Annotated in this window: 17 protein-coding genes and 1 pseudogene; 11 read left to right on the top strand and 7 right to left on the bottom strand. The window is 75.0% G+C overall.

The genetic code is table 11. From position 1 onward, the window contains the following. Nucleotide 1 precedes the first annotated feature (1 nt). The 7 genes from ACFYO5_RS32055 to ACFYO5_RS32025 all read left to right on the top strand — a co-directional run bounded on the left by ACFYO5_RS32055 (nucleotide 2) and on the right by ACFYO5_RS32025 (nucleotide 4597). Entirely contained in the window at nucleotides 2-415 is a 414-nt protein-coding gene (locus ACFYO5_RS32055) for a sortase-dependent protein (RefSeq protein ID WP_388715557.1), read from the top strand. Continuing rightward, the gene (locus tag ACFYO5_RS32050; RefSeq protein WP_388715554.1) at nucleotides 412-1014 is read left to right on the top strand and encodes a class F sortase; all 603 of its coding nucleotides are present in this window, start codon (nucleotides 412-414) and stop codon (nucleotides 1012-1014) included. The genes ACFYO5_RS32055 and ACFYO5_RS32050 overlap by 4 nt, the downstream gene beginning before the upstream one ends. Beyond that, nucleotides 1011-1505, top strand: coding sequence for an RNA polymerase sigma factor (locus ACFYO5_RS32045; RefSeq protein WP_388715551.1), 495 nt, complete (start codon nucleotides 1011-1013; stop codon nucleotides 1503-1505). The genes ACFYO5_RS32050 and ACFYO5_RS32045 overlap by 4 nt, the downstream gene beginning before the upstream one ends. Then, entirely contained in the window at nucleotides 1489-2040 is a 552-nt protein-coding gene (locus tag ACFYO5_RS32040; RefSeq protein WP_388715549.1) for a hypothetical protein, read from the top strand. Before ACFYO5_RS32045 ends, ACFYO5_RS32040 begins: the two co-directional genes overlap by 17 nt. Nucleotides 2041-2116: 76 nt before the next feature. Further along, complete coding sequence (locus tag ACFYO5_RS32035; RefSeq protein WP_388715546.1) at nucleotides 2117-3085, top strand: hypothetical protein; 969 nt, start codon at nucleotides 2117-2119, stop codon at nucleotides 3083-3085. A 17-nt stretch (nucleotides 3086-3102) separates the two neighbouring features. Beyond that, nucleotides 3103-3759, top strand: coding sequence for a hypothetical protein (locus ACFYO5_RS32030; RefSeq protein ID WP_388715543.1), 657 nt, complete (start codon nucleotides 3103-3105; stop codon nucleotides 3757-3759). Beyond that, nucleotides 3737-4597 carry an inositol monophosphatase family protein gene (locus ACFYO5_RS32025; RefSeq protein WP_388715540.1) on the top strand — a complete coding sequence of 287 codons (861 nt, stop codon included), beginning with the start codon at nucleotides 3737-3739 and terminating at the stop codon, nucleotides 4595-4597. The genes ACFYO5_RS32030 and ACFYO5_RS32025 overlap by 23 nt, the downstream gene beginning before the upstream one ends. Nucleotides 4598-4617: 20 nt before the next feature. Here the strand turns inward: ACFYO5_RS32025 and ACFYO5_RS32020 are convergent. Further along, a pseudogene (locus tag ACFYO5_RS32020) lies at nucleotides 4618-4755 on the bottom strand (hypothetical protein); the annotation flags it as partial. A gap of 132 nt (nucleotides 4756-4887) precedes the next feature. After that, nucleotides 4888-6213: an SLC13 family permease gene (locus ACFYO5_RS32015; RefSeq protein WP_388715537.1), complete on the bottom strand. Its 1326-nt coding sequence runs from the start codon at nucleotides 6211-6213 to the stop codon at nucleotides 4888-4890. Between the two features lie 140 nt (nucleotides 6214-6353). Between ACFYO5_RS32015 and ACFYO5_RS32010 the strand changes: the two genes are divergently transcribed. Further along, on the top strand, nucleotides 6354-12152 hold the full coding sequence (locus ACFYO5_RS32010) for a TIR domain-containing protein (protein WP_388715534.1): 5799 nt from the start codon (nucleotides 6354-6356) through the stop codon (nucleotides 12150-12152). A 7-nt stretch (nucleotides 12153-12159) separates the two neighbouring features. Here the strand turns inward: ACFYO5_RS32010 and ACFYO5_RS32005 are convergent, their stop codons facing one another. Then, a complete protein-coding gene (locus tag ACFYO5_RS32005; RefSeq protein ID WP_388715531.1) occupies nucleotides 12160-13101 on the bottom strand; it encodes a hypothetical protein in 942 nt (313 codons plus the stop codon). 172 nt (nucleotides 13102-13273) lie between these two features. On the opposite strand from ACFYO5_RS32005, the gene ACFYO5_RS32000 reads away from it, so the two are divergent. Further along, nucleotides 13274-13816: a hypothetical protein gene (locus ACFYO5_RS32000; protein ID WP_388715528.1), complete on the top strand. Its 543-nt coding sequence runs from the start codon at nucleotides 13274-13276 to the stop codon at nucleotides 13814-13816. Here the strand turns inward: ACFYO5_RS32000 and ACFYO5_RS31995 are convergent. Then, on the bottom strand, nucleotides 13809-15008 hold the full coding sequence (locus ACFYO5_RS31995) for a serine hydrolase domain-containing protein (RefSeq protein ID WP_388715525.1): 1200 nt from the start codon (nucleotides 15006-15008) through the stop codon (nucleotides 13809-13811). The two genes, ACFYO5_RS32000 and ACFYO5_RS31995, sit on opposite strands and share 8 nt — an antisense overlap. A 273-nt stretch (nucleotides 15009-15281) precedes the next feature. Here ACFYO5_RS31995 and ACFYO5_RS31990 point away from each other — a divergent pair, with 273 nt between their 5' ends. After that, nucleotides 15282-16973, top strand: a complete 1692-nt coding sequence (locus tag ACFYO5_RS31990; RefSeq protein ID WP_388715522.1) for an RNA polymerase sigma factor — start codon at nucleotides 15282-15284, stop codon at nucleotides 16971-16973. 120 nt (nucleotides 16974-17093) lie between these two features. Here the strand turns inward: ACFYO5_RS31990 and ACFYO5_RS31985 are convergent, their stop codons facing one another. Beyond that, nucleotides 17094-17780: a glycerophosphodiester phosphodiesterase gene (locus tag ACFYO5_RS31985; RefSeq protein WP_388715519.1), complete on the bottom strand. Its 687-nt coding sequence runs from the start codon at nucleotides 17778-17780 to the stop codon at nucleotides 17094-17096. A gap of 38 nt (nucleotides 17781-17818) precedes the next feature. After that, the gene (locus tag ACFYO5_RS31980) at nucleotides 17819-18841 is read right to left on the bottom strand and encodes an adenosine deaminase (protein ID WP_388715516.1); all 1023 of its coding nucleotides are present in this window, start codon (nucleotides 18839-18841) and stop codon (nucleotides 17819-17821) included. Nucleotides 18842-19034: 193 nt separating this feature from the next. Between ACFYO5_RS31980 and ACFYO5_RS31975 the strand changes: the two genes are divergently transcribed. Then, a complete protein-coding gene (locus ACFYO5_RS31975) occupies nucleotides 19035-20018 on the top strand; it encodes a DUF4190 domain-containing protein (RefSeq protein WP_388715513.1) in 984 nt (327 codons plus the stop codon). An 18-nt stretch (nucleotides 20019-20036) separates the two neighbouring features. Here ACFYO5_RS31975 and ACFYO5_RS31970 read toward each other — a convergent pair whose 3' ends face one another. Then, nucleotides 20037-20594: an NADAR family protein gene (locus ACFYO5_RS31970; protein WP_388715511.1), complete on the bottom strand. Its 558-nt coding sequence runs from the start codon at nucleotides 20592-20594 to the stop codon at nucleotides 20037-20039. Between the last annotated feature and the right edge of the window lie 135 nt (nucleotides 20595-20729).

The raw sequence follows: 20729 nt of genomic DNA, 5'->3' as shown, positions 1-20729 counted from the left end.
CATGCGATACACACGACGGACCGGCCTCGGTGCCCTGGCAGTCGCGGGCACCGCGCTGCTGATCGGGGCAGGGCCCGCGTTCGCCGACGGGGGGACGCCGACGTCCGTTCCCTCCGCACGCGCGACGACCCCCGCTCCGGCCGGGGCGACGCCGCGGCCGGATGCCACCGCGGCGCCGTCCGAAGGCTCGGAGGCCACCGTCTCGCCCGACCGGACCCGTCCCACCGCGATGCCGTCGAACGTGCGGGGCCAGGTTCCCCTCGTCCCCCGCGGCGCAGCCGACACCGGTGCGGCCCCGACGGCCGCGCGGTCGTCGGGCGACGGCGGGCTGATCGGCGGCGGGGTCGCGGCGGCCTTCGCCGCGGGCGGCGCCGGGGTGTACGTGCTGCGTCGCCGGAGGACGACCGGCGGATGAGCCCGTACTCCAGGCGCGCCTTCCTCACCGCGGCCGGCGCCGGCCTGCTCGCGGGCTGCGTCGGCCACCCCGCCGACCGGGCCGGGAGCACCCCGCCTCCCGTGCCGGCTTCCCCGGTGCGGGAGGCGCGCCCGCTCGGCCGGTCGGCGCCGGTCGGCCTGCGCATTCCGGCCATCGGTGTCGACACCCCGGTCGTACCGCTGGGGCTGCGGGCCGACGGCGGCGTGGAGGTGCCCGCCGTCACCGCCGACGACCGGGCCGGCTGGTACCGGTACTCGCCGACGCCCGGCCAGACCGGGCCGTCGGTGCTCCTCGGCCACGTCACGGTCGGGAAGTACGGCGACGGCGTCTTCCGCCGCCTCGACCGGCTGCGGCCGGGCGACGGGATCATGGCGCGCCTGGAGAACGGCACCACCGCGGAGTTCGCGGTCACCGCCGTACGGACCGTCGGCAAGAAGGAGTTCCCCACCACCGACGTCTACGGGAACGTGGACCGGCCCGAGCTGCGTCTCATCACCTGCGGCGGGCCGCTCACCGGTGACGGGTACCGCGACAACGTGATCGTGTTCGCGGTCCTGACCCCTGCGGGAGAACGGTGAAACGCTCTCGTGAGCGGGCGGCGGCCGACCTGTTCGCCGCCCTCTACCCGCGCCTGGCCGGCTGGTGCCGCCGGCTCGTCGACGACGACGAGACCGCCCACGAGATCGCGTCGGAGGCGTTCACCCGGCTCTGGGCCCGCTGGACGGCGGTCGCCGAGCCGCAGGGCTTCCTCTACGTCACCGCCGCCAACCTGGTCCGCGACCACTGGCGCAAGCTGGAACGCGAACGCCGGGCCGTGCGCCGGGCGACCGCGGAAGCCGCCGTGAACCCGCCCGCCCAGGAGGCCGCCGACCCGTCGGTCCGGCTGCTCGTCCAGTCGCTGCCGGACCGGCTGCGCGTGCCGATCCTGCTGCACTACTACGCTGACATGCCGATCCGGGAGGTGTCCGTGCTCACCGGGCGCAAGGAAGGAACCGTCAAGGCCGATCTGCACGCGGCCCGCGAACTGCTCCGCGCACACCTGGGGAGAAGCCTTGATCACGCACGCTGACGACGCCGGCGACGGCACGGACCACGCGCCCGACGACCTGCTCACCGTCATCCTGCGGCCCCCTTCCGGCCATCTCTCCCCGCCGCCCGGCCACTACGAGGCGGTTCGCCGCGGCGCCGCGCGCCGCCGGCTGCTGCGGACCGCGATCGGAGCGGGGGTGACCTGCGCGATCGCCACGCTCGTCGTGCTGCCGCTGCGCCCCGCCGGGCCGGGGGAGCCGGCCGCCCCGACCGTTCCGATGGCCCCGCCGCCCGCGAGCAGCCCGTCGGCCGCGCCGACATCGGTGCCGACCTTCCGCGCACCCGCCGACCCGGACACCGCGAGAAGCGGGACCGTCGGACCCACCGGCACCCGCCACGGCGGTACCGTGCCCACCAGCACCCCGGACCCCGGCAGGTGGCGGTCGTCGGTCACTCCCGCACCGTCCGCCTCGCCGTCCACGCCGTCCGCCTCGCCGTCCACGCCCACCGCCGCGCCGTCCACGCGGCCCACCGAGCCGTCCGGCGCGCCCTCCGAGGCCGGTACCCGCCGTTGAGACCGATTCACGCGCCGTAGCTGCGGACGGGTCCTTGCTCCTACTCTGGAGGTCGCCGTCGGGGGAGGGTGAGGCCGTGACAGGCGATACGCCGCAGCAGCCGTCCGGGAGCAGGCTGGAGCACTCGATCGCGTGGGCCGTCAGGAACGCCGACGGCGTCGTCGCCATCGCCCTCGCCCTCGTCGTCGGCCTGATGGACATCCTGGACAAGGACTTCGACGACAACATCGTCACCGGCTCCATCCTGCTGGTCCTGGCGGCGCTGGTGTACGGCTCGCTGACCGAGCGACGGCGCCGGCTGGCCGACATCCGGGGCGCGACCGAGGGCACCGGCCGGGCGATCGAGGACCTGGCCATGGTCCGCACGCTCGCCGGTCCGGAGGTCGGACTGGCACACGAGCAGGCCCGGCGCACCACCGCCCGCTGGGTGTTCAAGGGTGGCACCGGCACCTATCTGCGGGCCGTCACCCTCCCGGAGTGCGTGCTGGAGGCGCGGCGGCGGCGACGCTCGCTCAGCATGAAGATCGACATCGTCAACCCGGCGGACGACCGGGCCTGCGAGGCCTACGCCCGTTTCCGCCGCACCTTCGGGCACCGGCAGGAGGGCGGCGCGTTCACCGAGTGGACGACCGAGCGCACCCGCAGGGAGTCGTACGCCACCGTGGTCGCCGCCGCCTGGCACCGGCAGCGGCTGGACACCCTGGAGATCGACGTGCACCTCTCGTCGGTGGCACCGACCCTGCGCTTCGACCTCTCCGACAGCTGTCTGATCATCACCCAGGACGACCCGCGCCGGGTGAGCCTGTGCGTGGAGCGCGGGCGGCCGCTCTACGACTACTACGTCACCGAGTTGCACCAGAGCCGCGAGCAGGCGGTCAAGCTCGACCTGCGGGAGGCGACCGCGCTGAGCGACGAACCGACCGTCGACGAGGTCCGCCGGCTGCTGGACCGGCTCGGCCTGCCGCTGCCGGCCAGCTTCACCGACCGGGACGTCGGCGACATCATCGACAGGGCGCTGCACGCGGAGGATCCGTACCGGAGGTAGGCCCTAAGGGGGAGACGATGGACTACCCGGGCCTGGAGCGGGCCGCGCGGCGGGGGGCCGTCGGCGAGGTGATGCGGCAGGCCGCCGCGGAGTTGGAGGAGATCGTCAGCGGCCGTCGGGAGCTGCGGGCGGTCCGGCATCCGCTGGGGTTCGTGTGCCTGCCCGTGCTGCGGGACGGACCGCGGGGCATGTGCGTGCACGTCTTCGGACCCGCCGACCCGGTCCTCACCGGGCATCAGGTCCACTCGCACAGCTGGGACCTCACCAGCACCGTGCTGTACGGGCGGCTCGGCAACCGTCGGGTGACCGTCCAGGAGGGGTCCGGGACGCCCACCCACCGGGTGTTCGAGGTGCACAGCGACCCGTCGGGCGTGGACGAACTGCGGCCCACCCGACGGCTGGTCCGCTGTCTGCCCGGCGTCGAGCAGACCAGCTCGCGCGGCCAGACCTACGCCCTGCCCGCGGGGGAGTTCCACACCACCGTGGTCCCGGACGGCCGGCCGGCCGCCACCCTGGTGCTGGGCCGCACCCTGCCCGGACGGGCGGACCTCTCCCTGGGCCCCTTACGGGCGCCGGGCCGCCGGGTGATCCGCAGGACGTGCGACGCGGCCCAGACCGTCCGGATCGCGCAGGCCGCCCTCAGGAGGATCCATGAGCCCGAACCACCTGCCTGACCCGACGGCCCGCTTCACCTCGGAGTGCGCCACGGCGGTCGCCGCCGCCGAGGAGGCCGGGGCGCTGCTGCGGTCCCGCTTCCCCGACGGTTTCACCGCCCGGCCCAAGGGCGGACTCGGTGACGTCGTCACCGACCTCGACCTGATGGCCGAACGGCTCGTGGTGGACCGGATCCGCGCCCGCCACCCGCACGACCGGATCGTCGCCGAGGAGTCCGGCGGGTCGGGCGGCGACGGCAGCGGGCGCACCTGGCTGGTGGACCCCCTCGACGGCAGCAACAACGTGGTGATCGGCCTGGCCGTGTACGTCGTGGGCATCGCCCTGTGCGTCGACGGCGCCCCGGTGGTGGGAGTGGTGCACGACCCGGTGAGCGGACGCACCTGGTCGGCGCGGCGCGGGTGCGGCGCGTACGGACCGGGCGGGCGGCTCGCCCCGCCCTCCGGCCGGAACCGTCCGGCCTCGCCCGCCGGGCCGCTGCTGGCCTGGACCCAGGGGCACGCCGTCCGGCGCGACGACCCCGCCGCCCGCGCCCTGCGGGACACGGTGGAACTCGGTTCCCGGCGGCTGCTCCAGCTGTGGGCGCCGCTGCTGGCCTGGGCGATGCTCGCCCGCGGCGACATCGACGGGTTCGTCGGCTACCGCGCCGAGGCGATCGACCTGCCGGCCGGCGCACTGCTGGCCCGCGAGGCCGGGGTGGCGGTCCGGCACCTGGACGGCGCGGAGTTCGGCGGAGGCTTCACCGGCCCGGACACCGGGCGCTCCTTCGTCGCGGGCCGCCCGGAGCTGCTGCCCCACCTGCTGACCCTGGCGGCGCGGGCGCGGCCCGGTTCCCCGTAGCGCGGGCGGGTGCCCGGGTGCACGGCGACCCGCTGCCGGCGGACGAAGCCCGACTGGTTCCAGGTGACGAGCAGTTGCGGCACCGGGCCGGCGACCGGCCGGATCCGGGCGCCCTCGTGCCGGGTCCGGCAGACCTCGGCGACGCGCGCGAGCAGCACCTCGGCCGGGGACCGGACGGCGCGCGGTCCGGGCTCCGCCGGCTCGGCGAGGTCCGGCGCCGGCTCGTCGGCCCGGGAATCGCCCAGGGGGGCCGCTCCGCGCCCCGCCCCGTCGAGCGCGGCCCGCGCCCCTCACCTCGTCAGCGCCAGCACCCCGACCGAGGCCGTCACCGCCGTCACCGCCAGCACCGCCCCCGTTCCCATCAGGCGGGCCAGCGGCACCCGTACGCCGTACGCGTGGCAGCGTTCGTACCACAGGAGGGTCGCCAGCGAGGCCCAGGGGGTGATCACCGGGCCGGCGTTGCTGCCGATCAGCAGGGCGAGGAGTTGGTCGTGGTTGGCGACGGGGACGGCCGCCTCGCCGGCCAGGTAGACGGGGAGGTTGTTCAGGGCGTTGGACAGGCCCGCGCCGACCGCCGCCGCGCGGAACATGCCCGCGATGCCGCCGTCGTGGCCGATCGCGGAGGCCAGCAGGGAGTGCAGCCCGTTGGCGTCCACGGTCTCCACGACCAGGAACATGCCGGGAACCATGACCAGCAGCCGCCACGGGATCAGGGACAGCCGCAGCGCCGAGCGCTCGCGTGCCGCGAACGCCGCGACGACGACCGCGGCGGCCGTCGCCGACGCCACCCACAGCTCCACGTCCGCCACCAGGATCGCCAGCAGGAACCCGCCGCAGGCCAGCGCGCAGGCGCGGAACAGCACCGGGTCGGCGGGCCGGTGCCGACCGGGCGGCACATAACGGTCCGCGCCCCGCACCGGGGGAGCGGCCTCGGCCTGTACGTCCTCCACGCGCGCCGCCCCCGGCCCCGCGCCCGGAGTCGCCTCGCCGGGCCCCGCGCCAGAAGTCGCCTCACCCGGAGTCGCCTCGCCGGGCCCCGCCGCGCCCCGCCGGCCCCGTCGCCAGTAGAACCCCCACAGGCACGCCATCGTCACCGCGATCGCCGCCAGCTGCGGGGCCCACATACGGCCCGCCAGGCCCAGCGGTGACAGCGCGACCCGGTCGGCCGCCAGCAGGTTCGTCAGGTTGGAGACGGGCAGCAGCAGACTCGCGGTGTTGGCGAGCCAGACCGTGGTCATCGCCAGCGGGACGGTCGCGATGCCGACCCGGGTGGCCAGGGCCAGCATCACCGGGGTGAGCAGGACCGCCGTGGTGTCCAGGTTGAGGGCGATGGTGGTGACGGAGGCGAAGGCCACGCAGAGCAGGAACAGGAGCGGGTACCTGCCCCGCCCGGCACGGGCGATCCGGGCCGCGACCACGTCGAAGACCTCGGCGCGGCTGGTGAGTTCGGCGAGCACGATGACCGTGCCGAGGAACGCCAGCAGCGGGGCGACGCGGGTCATCGCGTCGGAGGCCGAGCCGGTGGGGAGCAACCCCGTGGCCACGCAGACGAGCCCGGTCGCCAGGAGACCGATCGCCACCTTGTCCAGTACGTGAAGACGCCGCAAACCACCCACGCCCGGAAGGGTCGCACACGCGTGCGCCGCTGTAACCAGGGGGTGTCTCCGGTCGGCGGTTTCACGACGTTCGGCACCGGGCCGGGGATGTGGCTGGGGAACCGGTGCATCTCGGTGCTTCCTCATTGCATCATGAATACATGGGGGACCAGCAGATCACCGCAGGCACCGGCCCGTTGGACTTCTTCGTCAGCTATTCGCCGGCCGACGAGCGCTGGGCGTCGTGGATCGCCTGGATCCTGGAGGAGGCCGGGTACCGCACCGTCCTCCAGGCCTGGGACTTCGTGCCCGGCACCAACTTCCTGGACTTCATGGACCGCGGGGTGAGCGAGTCCGCGGCCGTCATCGCCGTCCTGTCACGCAACTACGAGCGGTCCCGCTACGGCCGTATGGAGTGGCAGGCCGCCCTGCGCGCCGACCCCGACGCCCCGGACCGCCGGCTGATCACCGTCCGGGTCGAGGACATCCCGGTGGAGGGCCTGCTCGCCACCATCACCTACGTCGACCTGGTCCCCGTGGCCGACCCGGTCGCCGCCCGCGACCTGCTCCTCACCCGGATCCGTCAGGCCCTCGACGGCCGCGCCCGGCCCACCCTGCGCCCCGACTACCCGGGGAACGGCCACCCGGCACCCCCGCCCCCGCCGGTGCCGGCCGCGCCCCCGCCGGGCCGGCCCCTCGGACGGCCCGGCTGGGCCGGCCGGCGCAGGCCCGCCGCGCCACCGGCGTACCCGCGGGTGGCCGGGGACGCTCCCGAGCGCGAGGCGGTGACCGTCCTCCAGCTGGCCGGGCCCGCCTTCGGACGCGGCCAGGACCCGGCCGAGTTACAGGCCGCGATCTGGGGCGACCTGGTCGAGCTGACCGACGCCGGCGCCCCGGCGCCCGACCTGCTGGTGGTCACCGGCGACCTGACCGCCTCCGGCGGCCCCCGCGAGTTCGACCAGGCCCTCGCCTTCCTCACCGGGCTGCGCGCCCTGCTCGGCCTCGAACCGCACCGGGTCGCCCTCGTGCCCGGCGGCGGGGACGTCAACCAGGCCGCCTGCCGGGCCTACTTCAGCACCTGCGAGGCCGACGAGATGCCGCCCAGGCCGCCGTACTGGCCCAAGTGGCGGCACTTCGCACGGCTGTTCCAGGAGCTGTACCAGGGCCTCGACGTCGTCTTCGACAGCGACCAGCCGTGGACCCTCTTCCCCGTGCCCGAACTGCGCACGGTCGTCGCGGGCCTCAACTCCTCGATGGCGTACAGCCACCGGCTCGACGACCGGTACGGGCTGGTGGGGCCCGAGCAGGCCGCCTGGTTCGCGCAGGCGCTGCGGCCGTACGAGGAGGAGGGGTGGCTGCGCATCGGGGCGCTGCGGCATCCGCCCGGACGGGGCCGGGGCGCCGGCCCGGACGGCGCCGGACCGCTGCGCGACACCGACGTCCTCGGCCGGCTCACCGCCCCCCGGCTGCACCTGCTCCTGCACGGCCCGGCCGGACCGGGCGTCCACCCCGCCCTGGCCACCGCCTCCGGCGAACTGCCGCTGCTCGGCGCCGCCGGTCCCGGCCGGCACCGGCTGCTGCGCCTCGGCCGCGACGGGCTGACCGCCTGGGAGGGGCCCGGCGAACCGGAGCGGCGGCAGGTCGAGTGGCGGCGCGCCCACCGCGCCCTCGGACCCGACCCGGGCGACTCCCGGACCGATGAGCCGGCGCCGGACCTCGCCGAGCCGGCGGAGCCCGGACCGCGCGCCGTCCGGTCCCCGGCCGAGGTGCTGCTCGCGCGCGTCGCCGAGGTCTGCCGGACCCGGCACGAGGGCGCCCGGATCCGGCCGGTCGCCGGCCCGGTGCCGCAACTGCTCGTCACCTGGAACCAGTCGGGCTTCGTCCGCCAGCAGCGGGTCGCCGTGCACCCGGGCACCCCCACCGCCGAGGACGTCGAGCGCGTCGTGGCGCTGGTGCACGCGGCGGACGCCGAGACCGAGGCCGAACTCGTCCACGACGGCCCGCCGCCCGCCCGCGACCTGCGCGACCAGGCCCGCCGCAGAGGCGTCCGGGTGCGCAGCTTCACCGAGTTCCAGGGCCTGCTCGACCTGCGCGCCTACGTCGCCGCCCAGAGCGAGCGACTGTCCACCGACGCCCGCTACCCGCCGGGCATGTACCTGCCGCAGCGATACCGGGAGGCGGAGCGCCTCGGCGCCGAGGACCGCGACGGCCTGGTCGACGACATGCTCCGCCTCCTCGACGCCGACCAGGGCCGCTTCCTGCTGCTGCTCGGCGACTTCGGGCACGGCAAGACGTTCGCCCTGCGCGAGCTGGCCCGCCGTATCCCCGCCGAACTACCGCACCTGGTGCCGCTGTTCATCGAACTGAACGCGCTGGACCGGGCCTACTCCTTCGAGGGCCTGGTCGCCGCCCACCTCGCCGCGCACGGCGTCGACACCATCGATCTGCGCGCCTTCCGGTACATGCTCCAGCAGGGCCGGATCGTGCTGGTCTTCGACGGCTTCGACGAACTGGTCAGCCAGGTCACCTACGACCGCGCCGCCGAACGCCTCCAGGTGCTGCTGGACTCGGCCGTCGACAGCGCCAAGATCGTCGTCAGCAGCCGCACCCAGCACTTCCGCTCCCAGGGGCAGGTGCTGACCGCCCTCGGCGAACGCGTCGGACTGCTCCCGCACCGCCGGGTCCTGGCCGTCCAGGAGTTCACCCCCGCGCAGATCCACGCCTACCTGGTCAACCGCTACGACGGCGACGACCGCGCCGCCGACCGCCGACTGCGCCTCCTGGACGCCATCCCCGACCTGCTCGCCCTGTGCCGCAACCCCCGGCTGCTCGGCTTCGTCGCCGACCTCGACGACGACCAGCTGCGCGCGGTCGCCGGCGCGGGACGCGCCCTCAGCCCGGCCGGCCTCTACCGGGAGGTGCTCACCGCCTGGCTCCGCTTCGAGGAACAGCGGGCCGGCGGCGGCCCCGGCCGGGCCCCCGGCCTCAGCGTGGACCAGCTGTGGAACGCGGTCACCGCGCTCGCCCTGCGGCTGTGCGAGAGCGGCCGCGAGGCGCTGCGCCTCGACGAGCTGACCGACGTCGCCGAGACCCTCACCGGGCTCGCCGACAGCCGGCTGTCCGTGCCGCAGGCCGCGCACGCGGTCGGCTCCGGCAGCCTGCTGGTGCGGGACGACGACGGCGTGTTCCGCTTCATCCACGGCTCGGTGGTGGAGTGGCTCGTCGCCCGCGAGTGCGCCCTGCGGCTGGCCTCCGGAAACGCCTCGCTGCTGGACCGGCTGGCCCTCAGCCGCCTCACCGTGGAGTTCCTCTGCGACCTCGCCGACCACCGGACCTGCCAGGCCTGGGCCGAACGCGCCCTCGGGGACGACGCCGGGCACGGGGAGACCGCCCGCGCCAACGCCGTGAAGATCCTCACCCGGCTGCGGGTCCCCGCCCACACCGATCTGCGCGGCGCCGCCCTCGCCGGGGAGGACCTCTCCTACCGGGACTTCTCCGGCGTGGATCTCACCCGCGCCGACCTCACCGACGCCCGCCTGGTCGGCGCCGACCTCTCCGGCGCCGTGCTGCGCGACGCCCGCCTCACCGGGGCCCGGCTCGACGGCGCCGATCTGACCGGCGCCGACCTGCGCGGGGCCGATCTGCGGCGGGCCCGGCTGATCCGCACCGACCTCACCGGCGCCCGTGTCGAGGGCGGGAGATGGCGGCGGGCGGCACTGGTGTCGGCGACCGCCGGACCCGAGCTGACGGACACCCCCGAACTCGGCGTCGCCGCGCTAGCCCCCGGCATGGCCGTCGACTCCGGCTTCCGGCCCTCCGCGGTCGGCGTGCCGTACGGCTACGACATGCGGACCAGCCGGCTGCCCGAGCCCCTCTCCTACAGCCCGGACGGCGAACTCCTCGCCGTGGGCAGCGAGGACGGCGGTGTGCTGGTCTGCGACGCCGTCACCGGGACCGCCCTGCGCACCCTGGAGGGGCACACCGACCGCGTCTACGGCGTCAAGTTCCGGGAGCGGGTGCTGGCCACCGGCAGCGCCGACGGTACCGTGCGGCTGTGGGACCCGGTGTCCGGGAGCTGCCGGCGGGTGCTGCGGATCCACGACAGCGGCGTCTGGCCGATCGTGCTCGACGCCGACGGCTCGCTGCTGGCGACCGGGGACGCCGACGGCGTGGTCACCGTGTGGGACACGGCCACCGGAGCGCCCCTGCACCGGCTGGCCGGCCACGTGGCGCCCGTCTACACCGTCGCCTTCGGACCGGGCGACGCCACCCTGGTCACCGGCGACGCCGCCGCCGGCGTACGGCTGTGGGACCTGGCCGACGGGCGGTTGCTCGGGGAGCTGCCGGGGCACCGGGGCGCGGTGTTCCGGGCCCGCTTCAGCCCCGACGGCACGCTGCTGGCCACCGGCGACATGGGCGAGGGACGGGCCGGGACGGTGCGGGTGTGGGACGTCGCCGGGCGTCGGGTGCTGCACACGTTCACCGGGCACGCGGGGCGCGTCTACACGCTCGACTTCCACCCCGGCGGGCGGTTCCTGGTCAGCGGCGACACCGAGGGCGAGGTCCGGCTGTGGGACCTCGCCGCCGGGGCGGGCGCCGGGCTGCTGGGCGGCTGCCGCGGGGCGGTGTACCAGGTCCTGTTCGACCCGGACGGCACGCTGCTCGCCGCCGGGGACAGCCAGGGCGTGGTCCGGCTGTGGCGGATCGCCCCCGACGCCGACCCGGTGGCGGTCGCGCTGACCCGCCAGCCGCCCGATCACCGCGGCTCGGTCTGGGTGTGCAAGTTCCGCCCGCACGGCGACTCGCCGGGCCCGGAGACCGGCGCGCTCCTGGTGACGGGCGCCAACGACGGTGTCGTACGGCTCTGGGACCCGGCGACCGGACAGGGCCGGCAGATCCTTCGCGGCCACGGGCGGCGGATCGGGAGCCTCTCCTTCAGCGCCGACGGCTCGATGCTCGCGGCCGGCGGCAACGACGGGATCGTCCGGTTGTGGCACGCCGGCTCCGGCCGGCGGCTGCGCGAGCTGGCCGGGCGGAGCGGTCGGCTGGTGTCGGCCGTGTTCGGCCCCGACGGGCCGCTGCTGGCCACCGCGAGCAGCGACGGCGACATGTATCTGTGGAACGCCGGCACCGGCGAGTACCAGCGCGAGATGGACGTCGAGACGGACCAGGTCTGGGCCGAGGCCTTCAGCCCCGACGGGGAACTCCTCGCCACCGCCAACGACGACGACACCGTACGGCTCTGGTACCGGGCCACCGGCGCCCATGTCACCACGATCCGGGAGCACTTCGGCCGGGTCCGCTCCCTCGCCTTCCGGCCCGACGGGCGGGCCCTGGCGACCGGTTGCGACGACCACAAGGTGCGGATCTGGGACCGTGACGACCACCGGATCACCGCGGTGCTCGACGGACACGCCGACCGTGTGTACGCCGTGGCGTACGGGTCCGACGGGTGCTGGCTGGCGAGCGCCTCCTGGGACGGGCGGGCGGTGATCTGGCGGGACGGGGCGGTCGCGCACCGGCTGACCGGGCACACCGGCAAGCTGTGGGCCGCCGCCGCGCATCCGGGCCGGCCGCTCCTCGCCACCGCGGGCGACGACCGCACGGTCCGTCTCTGGGACGCGCGCACCGGCGAGCCGGCCGCCGTCCTGACCGGGCACACCGGACGGGTGCTGGCGGTCGCCTTCCACCCCGACGGCTCACTGCTGGCCAGCGGCGGCGAGGACGGGACCGTCCGGCTGTGGGACCTTCCCGAGGACGGCCCGGCCGCCCTGCGCGCCACCCTGGTCGGGCTGCCGGGCGGCTGGGCCGCGCTGGCGCCGTCCGGCGGCTACAAGTGCGAGGGAGACGTCACGGGCGAGTTCTGGCACGCGGTCGGCATGTGCCGGTTCGAGCCGGGGGAGCTGGACGGGCATCTGCCCGGGGTACGGCACGTGCCGTGGGAGGAGGAACTGCGCTGAGGCGTGCTCAGTGGCCGTGCGAGGTCTCCTCGTGGGGCGCCTCCGGGTGACTGCCGGAGCCCGTGCCGGTGCCGGTCCGTACCGTGAACGCCGCCGTGCGGACCGTCCCGTCGACCTTGAAGTCCAGGAACAGCCGGTAGGTGCCGGCGCTGGGCGCGGTGGCCGAGAAGGACACCTCGGGTCCGGACGTCCGGTCCTTCTCGGCCGCCTCGTGCGGGTGGACGTGCAGGTAGGCGAGGTCGCCGGAGCGCAGGGCGACCAGATGGCCGTAGGCGCCGAGGTAGGGCTCCAGGTCGGTGACCGGCTGTCCGTCCCGGCGGACGGTGAAGGTCAGGTCGCTCTCGCCGCCCGCGGCGAGGGTGCCCCGCAGGGCGACGGCGTACCCGTCCACGGTGGTGGTGGCCGCGGGCGCGGGCGGTTCGCTCGCCCGGTACGCCCCGGTGACCGTCAGGTCGGAGCCGAGGGTGAGGCCCTCGCTCCCGTCGGCGGGCACGAAGTCCGCGAAGACGCGGTAGCCGCCCGCGGCCGGCAGGTCCACCGGTGTGCTCCAGGTCCCGTCGGCGGCCCGGTCGGGATGCAGGTGGCGGTACGTCGTCAGCTCCCGTGAGGCGATGATCAGATGGAGCTGTTCGCCGTGGGCGGTCCGGTACCGGGTCAGGGGAGCGCCGTCGGCGTCCCGGACGACGAGACGCAGGGTGCTGCTCCTTCCGGCCGGGAGGGCGGTGGTCTCCAGGTCCAGGGAGTAGCCGTTCTGGGAGACCTGGAGGCCGGCCGGGAGAAGGTCCGCGGCCGAGGGCTTCCCGGCCGGTCGTGGACTGTGGCCGGCGGCGTGTCCGGCGGCCGTCGTGTCCCGGTCGATCGGGCCGAACGCGGTACCGACCCCGTAGGCGGTGCCGAAGGCCGCGGCCAGCGCCGCCGTGAACGCGCCGATCTTCTGCAGGGGGTTCATACCGGGCTCCCGACTTCTCTCTCGTGTCTGCCATGGATACCCGGCCCGGGTATCCATGGTGGATACGTTATACCCCCTGGGGGTATCCGGGAAAGGGGAGGTGCGAGTCGTCGGCGCGGCGGGGTGCCGGATCGTTTTGAACATGTTCAACTCGCAGGCGTACGCTGCGTCCATGAGCGACAGAGCCGCCCTCCTCAAGGGCATCCGAGCCTGGCTTGTCTTCTTCGTCGTCTGCCTCGTGCTCAGCGGCGCCACGGCCTTCCCGCTCGTGCACGAACTCCACTGGACCGAGGACCTGTTGCGGGCCCTGTCCGTGCCGGACCACCTCCCCGCCCTCATGGACTGGATCGTGCGGGTGCGGCAGGGTCTCGACGTCGTCGACGCCGAACACCCCTTCCTGCTCTACGGCACGGACTGGCTGGCCTTCGCGCACCTCGTCATCGCGGTCGCCTTCTACGGCCCCTACCGCGACCCGGTCCGCAACATCTGGGTGGTCGAGTTCGCGATGATCGCCTGCGCCGGGATCATCCCGCTCGCCCTGGTCTGCGGGCCGCTCCGCGGCATCCCCTTCTGGTGGACCGTGATCGACATGTCCTTCGGCGTGTTCGGCGTGCTCCCGCTGTACGTCGTACGCCGCCGGATCAAGCGGCTGGAGGCGCTCACCGCCGCCGACACCCCTGCCGCCGCCGACACCCCTGCCGCGACCGCTACTTGAGCGCGGCGCGGGCGACGCGCTCGGCCACCGGGTTCATCCCCTCGCCCTTGGCGTCCGTCGCGTTGACCGAGTACACCAGGGTCCGGCTCAGGTCCCGGGTCCCGGCGATCAGCGCGTTGTAGCCGTACCGGCCGCCCGACTTGAGCCAGTAGACGCGGCCGGCGTACGCGAACCGCTGGAGGCCGGCGCTGTACGTGGCCCCCTCGATGTGCGCCGGAACCGTGAACATCTCCCGCAGCTGGGGCCGCGGCACGATCCGCCCACCGAACAGCGAGGTGAGCAGCCGCTCCAGGTCCGCGGTCGTGGAGATCATGTCCCCGGCCGCGAACCGGTCCGCCTGGTTCCACTCCGTCACGTCCACGAACTCCGTCCCCCCGTCGGCCCGCCTCACGGCCTGGTAGCCGTGGTTGTGCGGGCCGAGGATGCGCGGATCGGTGCCGGGGAAGTACGAGTCGCGCATCCCGGCGGGCGCCAGCACCAGTCCGGTGGCCGCGGAGGCGTACGGCCGGCCGGTCACCTTCTCGATCAGCAGGCCGAGGACCGTGTAGTTGATGTTGAGGTAGTGCTGCTTCCGGCCGGGGCGGAACTCCGGGCCCTTCGCCGCCGCCGAGGCCACGACCGCCTGGGGCGTGAGCGTGTCGTAACGGTGGGCGTAGACCTCTTCGAAGGTGTCGCCGAGTCCGTCGCCCGCCGGGATGCCGCTGGTGTGGTTCAGCAACTGCCGTACGGTGACCGGCCGGAAGTCCTTGCCGAGGAGCCCCGGCAGGTAGCGCTGGACCGGCCGGTCCAGATCGATCTCCCCGCGTGCCACGAGTTTCAGCACCGCCGCCGCGGTCACCACCTTCGTCACCGAGCCGGCCCGGAAGCGGGCGTGCGGATCGGCGGGACGGCCGCTCGTCAGGTCGTGCACGCCGGCGCTGCCCCGCCAGGTGCCGTCGGTGCCGCCGACCCGGACCAGGGCCGCTGTCGCGTCCGCGTCCGGCAGCCCGGCGACCGCCTCGCGCAGGGCCCGCGCGTCGAGGCCGTCGGGACGAGGATCGGCGGTGGCCGGGGCGGAGCGGCCCGGGGCGGAGCGGCCCGGGGCGGAGGGGGCCGGGGTGGAGGCGGCGAAGGCGGGGGCGGCCAGTGGGCCCACGCCCAGGGCCAGCACCAGGGAGGCGGCCAGGGTGACGGTGCGGCGGCGAGCGCGCATACGGGGAGGCTCCTGAGGGATCGGTGTCGGATGCGTGATCATCCTCCGGCCGTCCGGCGGCGACCGGATCCTCACCGGGGAGGGCATCCGACCCCGGACTGCCCCCGAGCAAGTCTCGCGCCGACCAAGGGTGTTGTCGGGGAACGTCCCCTAGGGGCGTCCCGCCTGTCCCCCGTGGCGCGAAAAACCGTTATCGCGTCGGCCCGCCACCCGTCTCCACGGTGTGATCCCCGACATTGCCAACCGCACACCTTCTGCTGGCAAGGTGCGCGCATGAGCAGGTACGCGGACGACGGGGACGGGCGGCGCCGGCGCACGATCGCCGCCGCGCAGGCCGGTGACCGGCAGGCGCTGGACGAACTGGTCGCGGACTGGCTGCCGCTCGTCTACAACGTCGTCGGCCGCGCCCTCAACGGCCACGCCGACGTCGACGACGTCGTCCAGGAGACCATGCTGCGCGCCGTCGGCCACCTCGACTCCCTGCGCGACCCCGCCAGCCTCCGCTCCTGGCTGGTGGCGATCGCCATGCGACAGGTCCGCGACCGGGCCCGCCGCCGCACGACCCGGCCCCTCGACGACGAGGGGCCGGCCGACGGTGCCGCCGACTTCGCCGAACTCACCGTCCTCAGACTCCAGTTGGAGGGCCAGCGACGCGAGGTCGCCGAAGCGGTCCGCTGGCTCGACGACGGCGACCGTCAACTGCTCTCCCTGTGGTGGCTGGAGGTCGCGGGTGACCTCAGCCGCCGTGACCTGGCCGCGGCCGTCGGCGTCAGCCGGCAGCACGCCGCCGTCCGCGTCCAGCGGATGAAGGAACGCCTGGAGACCTCCCGGAGCATCGTCCGCGCCCTCGACGGCGCCTGCCCCGGCCTGCGCGACCTCACCGCCCGCTGGAACGGCCGCCCCGACTCCGTGTGGCGCAAAAGGCTGGCGCGCCACATCCGGGGCTGCGGCTACTGCGGCGACACCCGCGCCGGCGTCGTCCCGGCCGAGCGGCTCCTCGTCGGGATCGCCCTGGTGCCCGTCCCCGCCGGCTTCACGCTCTCCCTCCTCGGTGGCAAGACAGCCGCGGCCGCCACCGGCGTCGGCTGGTCGGCGAAGCTGCTGACCGCGCTGACCAAACCGGCCGTCGCCGTCACCGCGAGCGCCACGATCGCGGCGGGCGGCGCCTACGTCGTCGTCCAGACCCCCGACGACCCGCCGCCCCGCCCGGCCGCCGCCGCCACGGCCACCCGCACCCCCGGCCCGCCCACCCCCGTCCCGGCGGCCCCCACACCCTCGGCCACCACCCCGCCCACGCCGTCCCCCTCACCTTCGGACACCGAACGCGAGACCGTCCGGTACGGGAGCGTCGTCGACGCCGTCGACGAGGCTCCCCCACGGAACGCCCGCCCGGCCGAGCTGCCGCACCGGCCGGAGACCGCGGTCACCAGCACGGGCGGGCGACAGGCCGTCATGCAGCACCGCGGCGACAGCGTCACCCTCAGCGGGCGCGGCTACGTCCTCGTGCGCTGGCAGATATCCCCGCGCAGCCGCCCCGGCGCGCTCGTCATGCCGTCCTGGACCGGCCTCGACGGCAGGCTGTTCCACGTGGCCTCCGGCGGCGGCCGCCGCATGGACGACCCGCTCGACGGCAGCACCGACGGCGCCACCACCGGCATGGGCGGCCCGGACACCGGCCACACGGTGCTGCCGCCCGGCACCCAGCAGATGTGGCAGAACGAGTACTTCTACGTCGACGGCACGGTCACCCTCACCCAGAACGAACGCGGCGCCGACTACGGCATCACCGTCTTCCCCACCACCCGGCAGGCCGCTGACGAGGACCTCGGCCGGGGCCCCGACCAGGGCGCCATCCGCTACGGACTGGTCCGCGACACCGGCGACGACGGCACACCCGTCCCGCAGTACGTCACCCGTGCCACCCCGGCCGACCCCGCGACCGTGCCCCAGCGGTCCCGCGTGTAACGGTCCGGCGCGGCCGGCACGCCGTCCCGGACCCGGTGCCGGTGCCGGCGGTGGGCGAGGGCGCCGACTCCCGGCCGCTCGCCCGCCGTCGCCCGCCCGCCGTCGCTCGCCCGCGGCCGGTCAGCCGCTCCGGCGCAGGGCGTGGAGGACGTCGACGCGGTTGGTGGTGAGGGAGTCGACGCCCAGGTCGATGAGCCGGCGCATGGAGCGGCGGGTGTCCGGGGTCCACACGGACAGCAGCAGACCGTCCCGGTGGATCCGGGCGACCAGGTCGCCGTCGACGAGGGAGAAGCGATAGTTGAGCCAGCGGGGCCGGACCGCCGCCAGCAGCGCGGGCCGCGGCGGTGCCAGGCTCGTCCAGGTCAGGGCGATCTCGGCGGACGGGTCGGCGGCGCGGACGGCGAGCATCGCGGTCGCGTCGGCGCAGTAGTAGACGCGCTCCGCCGCCCCGGCCTCGCGGACGGCGTCCACCACCCGGCGTGCCGTGCGCACCTCCCGGGTGCCCGGCAGATCGAGCATCACCCGGTTGCCGACGGTCGCCGCCAGCGCCTCCGCCAGCGTCGGCACCCCACCCCCGGTCAGCTCGCGCACCTCGGCCGCCGACAGCGACAGCAGCGGCCGGTCCCGCTCCCACAGCCGCTTCAGCGTCTCGTCGTGCAGCAGGACGGGCACACCGTCCCGGGTGAGCCGTACGTCGATCTCGACGGCGTCCGCGCCCTGGTCGAGCGCGGAACGCAGTGAGGCGACGGTGTTCTCACGGACGCGGTAGGGGTCGCCGCGGTGGGCCACGGCAGTCACGGTCTGCATGGGCCCATTGTGGTGGGGGCCGAGGAGCGCGGTGGCCGTCAGGGGGCGAGCCACCCCGCGGTGTAGGTGTCGATCTCGGCGGCGATCCTCGCCTTGCCGGGCGCGTCGAGGAAGGACGCCTCGACGGCGTTCTTCGCGAGGTCGGCCAGACCGCGCTCGTCCAGGCCGAGAAGGCGGGCGGCGACGCCGTACTCGCTGTTCAGGTCGGTGCCGAACATCGGCGGGTCGTCGGAGTTGATCGTCACCAGGACGCCCGCCTCGACGAACTTCCGCAGCGGGTGCTCGTCGAGCGTGCGGACCGCGCGGGTGGCGATGTTGGACGTCGGGCAGACCTCGAGCGCGATGCGGTGCTCGGCGAGGTGGGCGAGGAGCTTCTCGTCGCGCGCGGAACTGGTGCCGTGCCCGATGCGTTCGGCGCGCAGGTGGGTCAGGGCGTCCCACACCGTCTCCGGCCCGGTGGTCTCGCCGGCGTGCGGCACGGACCGCAGTCCGGCGGCGATCGCCCGGTCGAAGTACGGCTTGAACTGCGGGCGCGGTACGCCGATCTCGGGCCCGCCGAGACCGAAGGAGACCAGTCCCTCGGGGCGCAGCCGGTCGTCGGTGGCGAGCCTCGTCGTCTCCTCGGCGGCCTCCAGGCCCGCCTCGCCGGGGATGTCGAAGCACCAGCGCAGGATCGTGCCGAACTCCGCCTCGGCCGCCTTGCGGGCGTCCTCGATCGCGTCCATGAAGGCGCGCTCGTCGATGCCGCGACGGGTGGAGGAGAAGGGGGTGAGGGTCAGCTCCGCGTAGCGCACCTGCTGGCGGGCCAGGTCGCGGGCCACCTCGTAGGTCAGCAGCCGGACGTCCTCCGGGGTGCGGATCAGATCCACGACGGAGAGGTAGACGTCGATGAAGTGCGCGAAGTCGGTGAACGTGAAGTAGTCCACCAGCGCCTCGGGGTCGGTCGGCACCTTGGAGTCGGGGTGGCGGGCGGCGAGTTCCGAGACGATCCGCGGGGAGGCCGATCCGACGTGATGGACGTGCAGTTCGGCCTTGGGCAGGCCGGCGATGAAGGCGTTCATGGTCAAGGGGTCCTCCCCGGGACGGCACCCCGGCCGCGCGGGCCGGCGGGGGTGCGGGTGATCGGCTGATCGGTGGGACGGGATCATCGTAGGCGGACGGGGCGGGGGAGCGGCGAGGGGTGCTCGCCGAAGGGATCCACGGGGCCGGGCGGACCTCCGCCGGCCGGGCACGGGCCTTAGCATTGCGGGACGCATGACAGAGGGGGTCCCGCGCATGTCCGACGACGCGCCCACCGACGCGGCCCATGATCCGTGGGCCGCGCCCGGCTCCGTGCCCGAGGGGACGGAAGGGCCGCAGTACGCCCGCGTGCCTCTCGACAAGGCAGGCAAGCCGGAGAAGCCGAACAAGCCAAACACGTCGGACAAGGCGGAAGCAGGCAAGGCGGAGGCGGCAGGCACGGTGGACGAGGAGGACAAGGGGAACGCGTCCGGTGGCTCCGCCGCGGAGGACACACGGGCCTCCCGCGACTCCGCCCCCGCGGCCGGCCTCTGGCCCGCCCCCGCGCCCGCCCCCGACCACGGCGCCGGTGTCACCATCGCCTCCGGCGAGGTGCCCACTCCGTACGACCCCGCGCCGCCGTCCGTCCATGACCAGCAGACGGTGACCTCGCTGCCCGGCGTGACCCCGACGCCGACGCCGACGCCGACGCCGACCCCGACGGCCGGCACGCCGGGGGCGGACGCCCCCTTCGCGTCCTTCCCGCCGCCCCGCCCCGGTACCGCGTCGTCCGGGGCGGTGGCCCCGAGCCCCTTCGCCCCGCCCGCCGACGGGGCGGTTCCCCCGCCGCCGATCTCCCCCGAAGGCCCCGGACAGGTGCCGTACGGCTACCCCGGCTACCCGGGCGGCCACGGCTACCCGGGCGGACCGGGTTACGGCGGCGCCCCCGGTTACGGCGGCACCCCCGGGTACCACGGGTGGGTCCCGCAGCCGAGCCCGAGCAACGGCATGGGGATCACGGCGATGGTCCTCGGCATCGTGGCCGCCGTGGGCTTCTGCATGTGGCCGGTCGCGATCGTCGTGGGGATCCTGGCCGTCGTCTTCGGGCTGATCGGCCGGGGCAAGGCCAACCGCGGCGAGGCCACGAACCCGGGCCAGGCCCTGGCCGGCGTCATCTGCGGGGCCGTCGGACTGGTCCTCGGGGTGGGCCTGGCCGTACTGATCCTCGTGGCGCCCTGAAGCCCGCGGCCGGCGGCCTCACGCCTCCCGCAGCCGCCGCCTCGCCTCCATCAGGGCGAAGCCGAGCAGGTTGAGCCCTCCCCAGCGCTCCGGGTCCGTCGCCGCGGCGTCGTCCGCGGTGAGGCCCACGCCCCAGACGCGGTCCACCGGGCTCGCCTCGACCAGTACCCGCTCACCCGTGCCCAGCAGGTAATGCCGCAGGCCCGGGTCCGCGCCGAACTTGTGGACGCTGCCCTCGACCACGATCCGGAACCGCTCCCGCTCCCAGACCGCCTCGTCGAACCCGCGCACCAGACGGCCGGCCTTCTTCGCCTCGGAGGGGTGACCGGCGGCCAGGGCCCGCCGCTCCGCCTCCGCGTCGCCGAACAGGCGTGCCTTGGCGGCCATCATCCAGTGCTCGGCCGTCGCGTACGCCACGCCGTCCACGGTGAACGGGGACGGCCACCACTGGCTCAGGCAACTCGGGCCCACCTGTCCGTCGGGTCGCGGACGGTGGCCCCAGAAGTGCAGATACCTGATCCTCGCCCCCGCCCGGACCTCCCTGATCAGGGCTTCCCGGGAATCGATCTTCTCCATGCATTCCACTGTGGCACGCGCCACTGACAGTGCGTCTGTCCTTTTCCCGGTCGACTCGACACCTGGTCGACAGATTCCGTCGCGTAACCAAAAGGCAACAACGGAATCACTTGTTGGAGGACTACTGCTCTGCCA

Origin of the sequence: Streptomyces sp. NPDC006259 (assembly GCF_042870975.1) — a bacterium.
Lineage (GTDB): Bacteria > Actinomycetota > Actinomycetes > Streptomycetales > Streptomycetaceae > Streptomyces.
This window is presented reverse-complemented; position numbering and strand designations above follow the sequence as displayed.

Bases quoted from the DNA above. Each gene is read 5' to 3' on its own strand.
- ACFYO5_RS32025 (WP_388715540.1), top strand. From the start codon at position 3,737: ATGAGCCCGAACCACCTGCCTGACCCGACGGCCCGCTTCACCTCGGAG.
- ACFYO5_RS31985 (WP_388715519.1), bottom strand. From the start codon at position 17,780: ATGCAGACCGTGACTGCCGTGGCCCACCGCGGCGACCCCTACCGCGTC.
- ACFYO5_RS32055 (WP_388715557.1), top strand. From the start codon at position 2: ATGCGATACACACGACGGACCGGCCTCGGTGCCCTGGCAGTCGCGGGC.
- ACFYO5_RS32050 (WP_388715554.1), top strand. From the start codon at position 412: ATGAGCCCGTACTCCAGGCGCGCCTTCCTCACCGCGGCCGGCGCCGGC.
- ACFYO5_RS31990 (WP_388715522.1), top strand. From the start codon at position 15,282: ATGAGCAGGTACGCGGACGACGGGGACGGGCGGCGCCGGCGCACGATC.
- ACFYO5_RS31995 (WP_388715525.1), bottom strand. From the start codon at position 15,008: ATGCGCGCTCGCCGCCGCACCGTCACCCTGGCCGCCTCCCTGGTGCTG.
- ACFYO5_RS31980 (WP_388715516.1), bottom strand. From the start codon at position 18,841: ATGAACGCCTTCATCGCCGGCCTGCCCAAGGCCGAACTGCACGTCCAT.
- ACFYO5_RS32000 (WP_388715528.1), top strand. From the start codon at position 13,274: ATGAGCGACAGAGCCGCCCTCCTCAAGGGCATCCGAGCCTGGCTTGTC.
- ACFYO5_RS32010 (WP_388715534.1), top strand. From the start codon at position 6,354: ATGGGGGACCAGCAGATCACCGCAGGCACCGGCCCGTTGGACTTCTTC.
- ACFYO5_RS32030 (WP_388715543.1), top strand. From the start codon at position 3,103: ATGGACTACCCGGGCCTGGAGCGGGCCGCGCGGCGGGGGGCCGTCGGC.
- ACFYO5_RS31970 (WP_388715511.1), bottom strand. From the start codon at position 20,594: ATGGAGAAGATCGATTCCCGGGAAGCCCTGATCAGGGAGGTCCGGGCG.
- ACFYO5_RS32005 (WP_388715531.1), bottom strand. From the start codon at position 13,101: ATGAACCCCCTGCAGAAGATCGGCGCGTTCACGGCGGCGCTGGCCGCG.
- ACFYO5_RS31975 (WP_388715513.1), top strand. From the start codon at position 19,035: ATGACAGAGGGGGTCCCGCGCATGTCCGACGACGCGCCCACCGACGCG.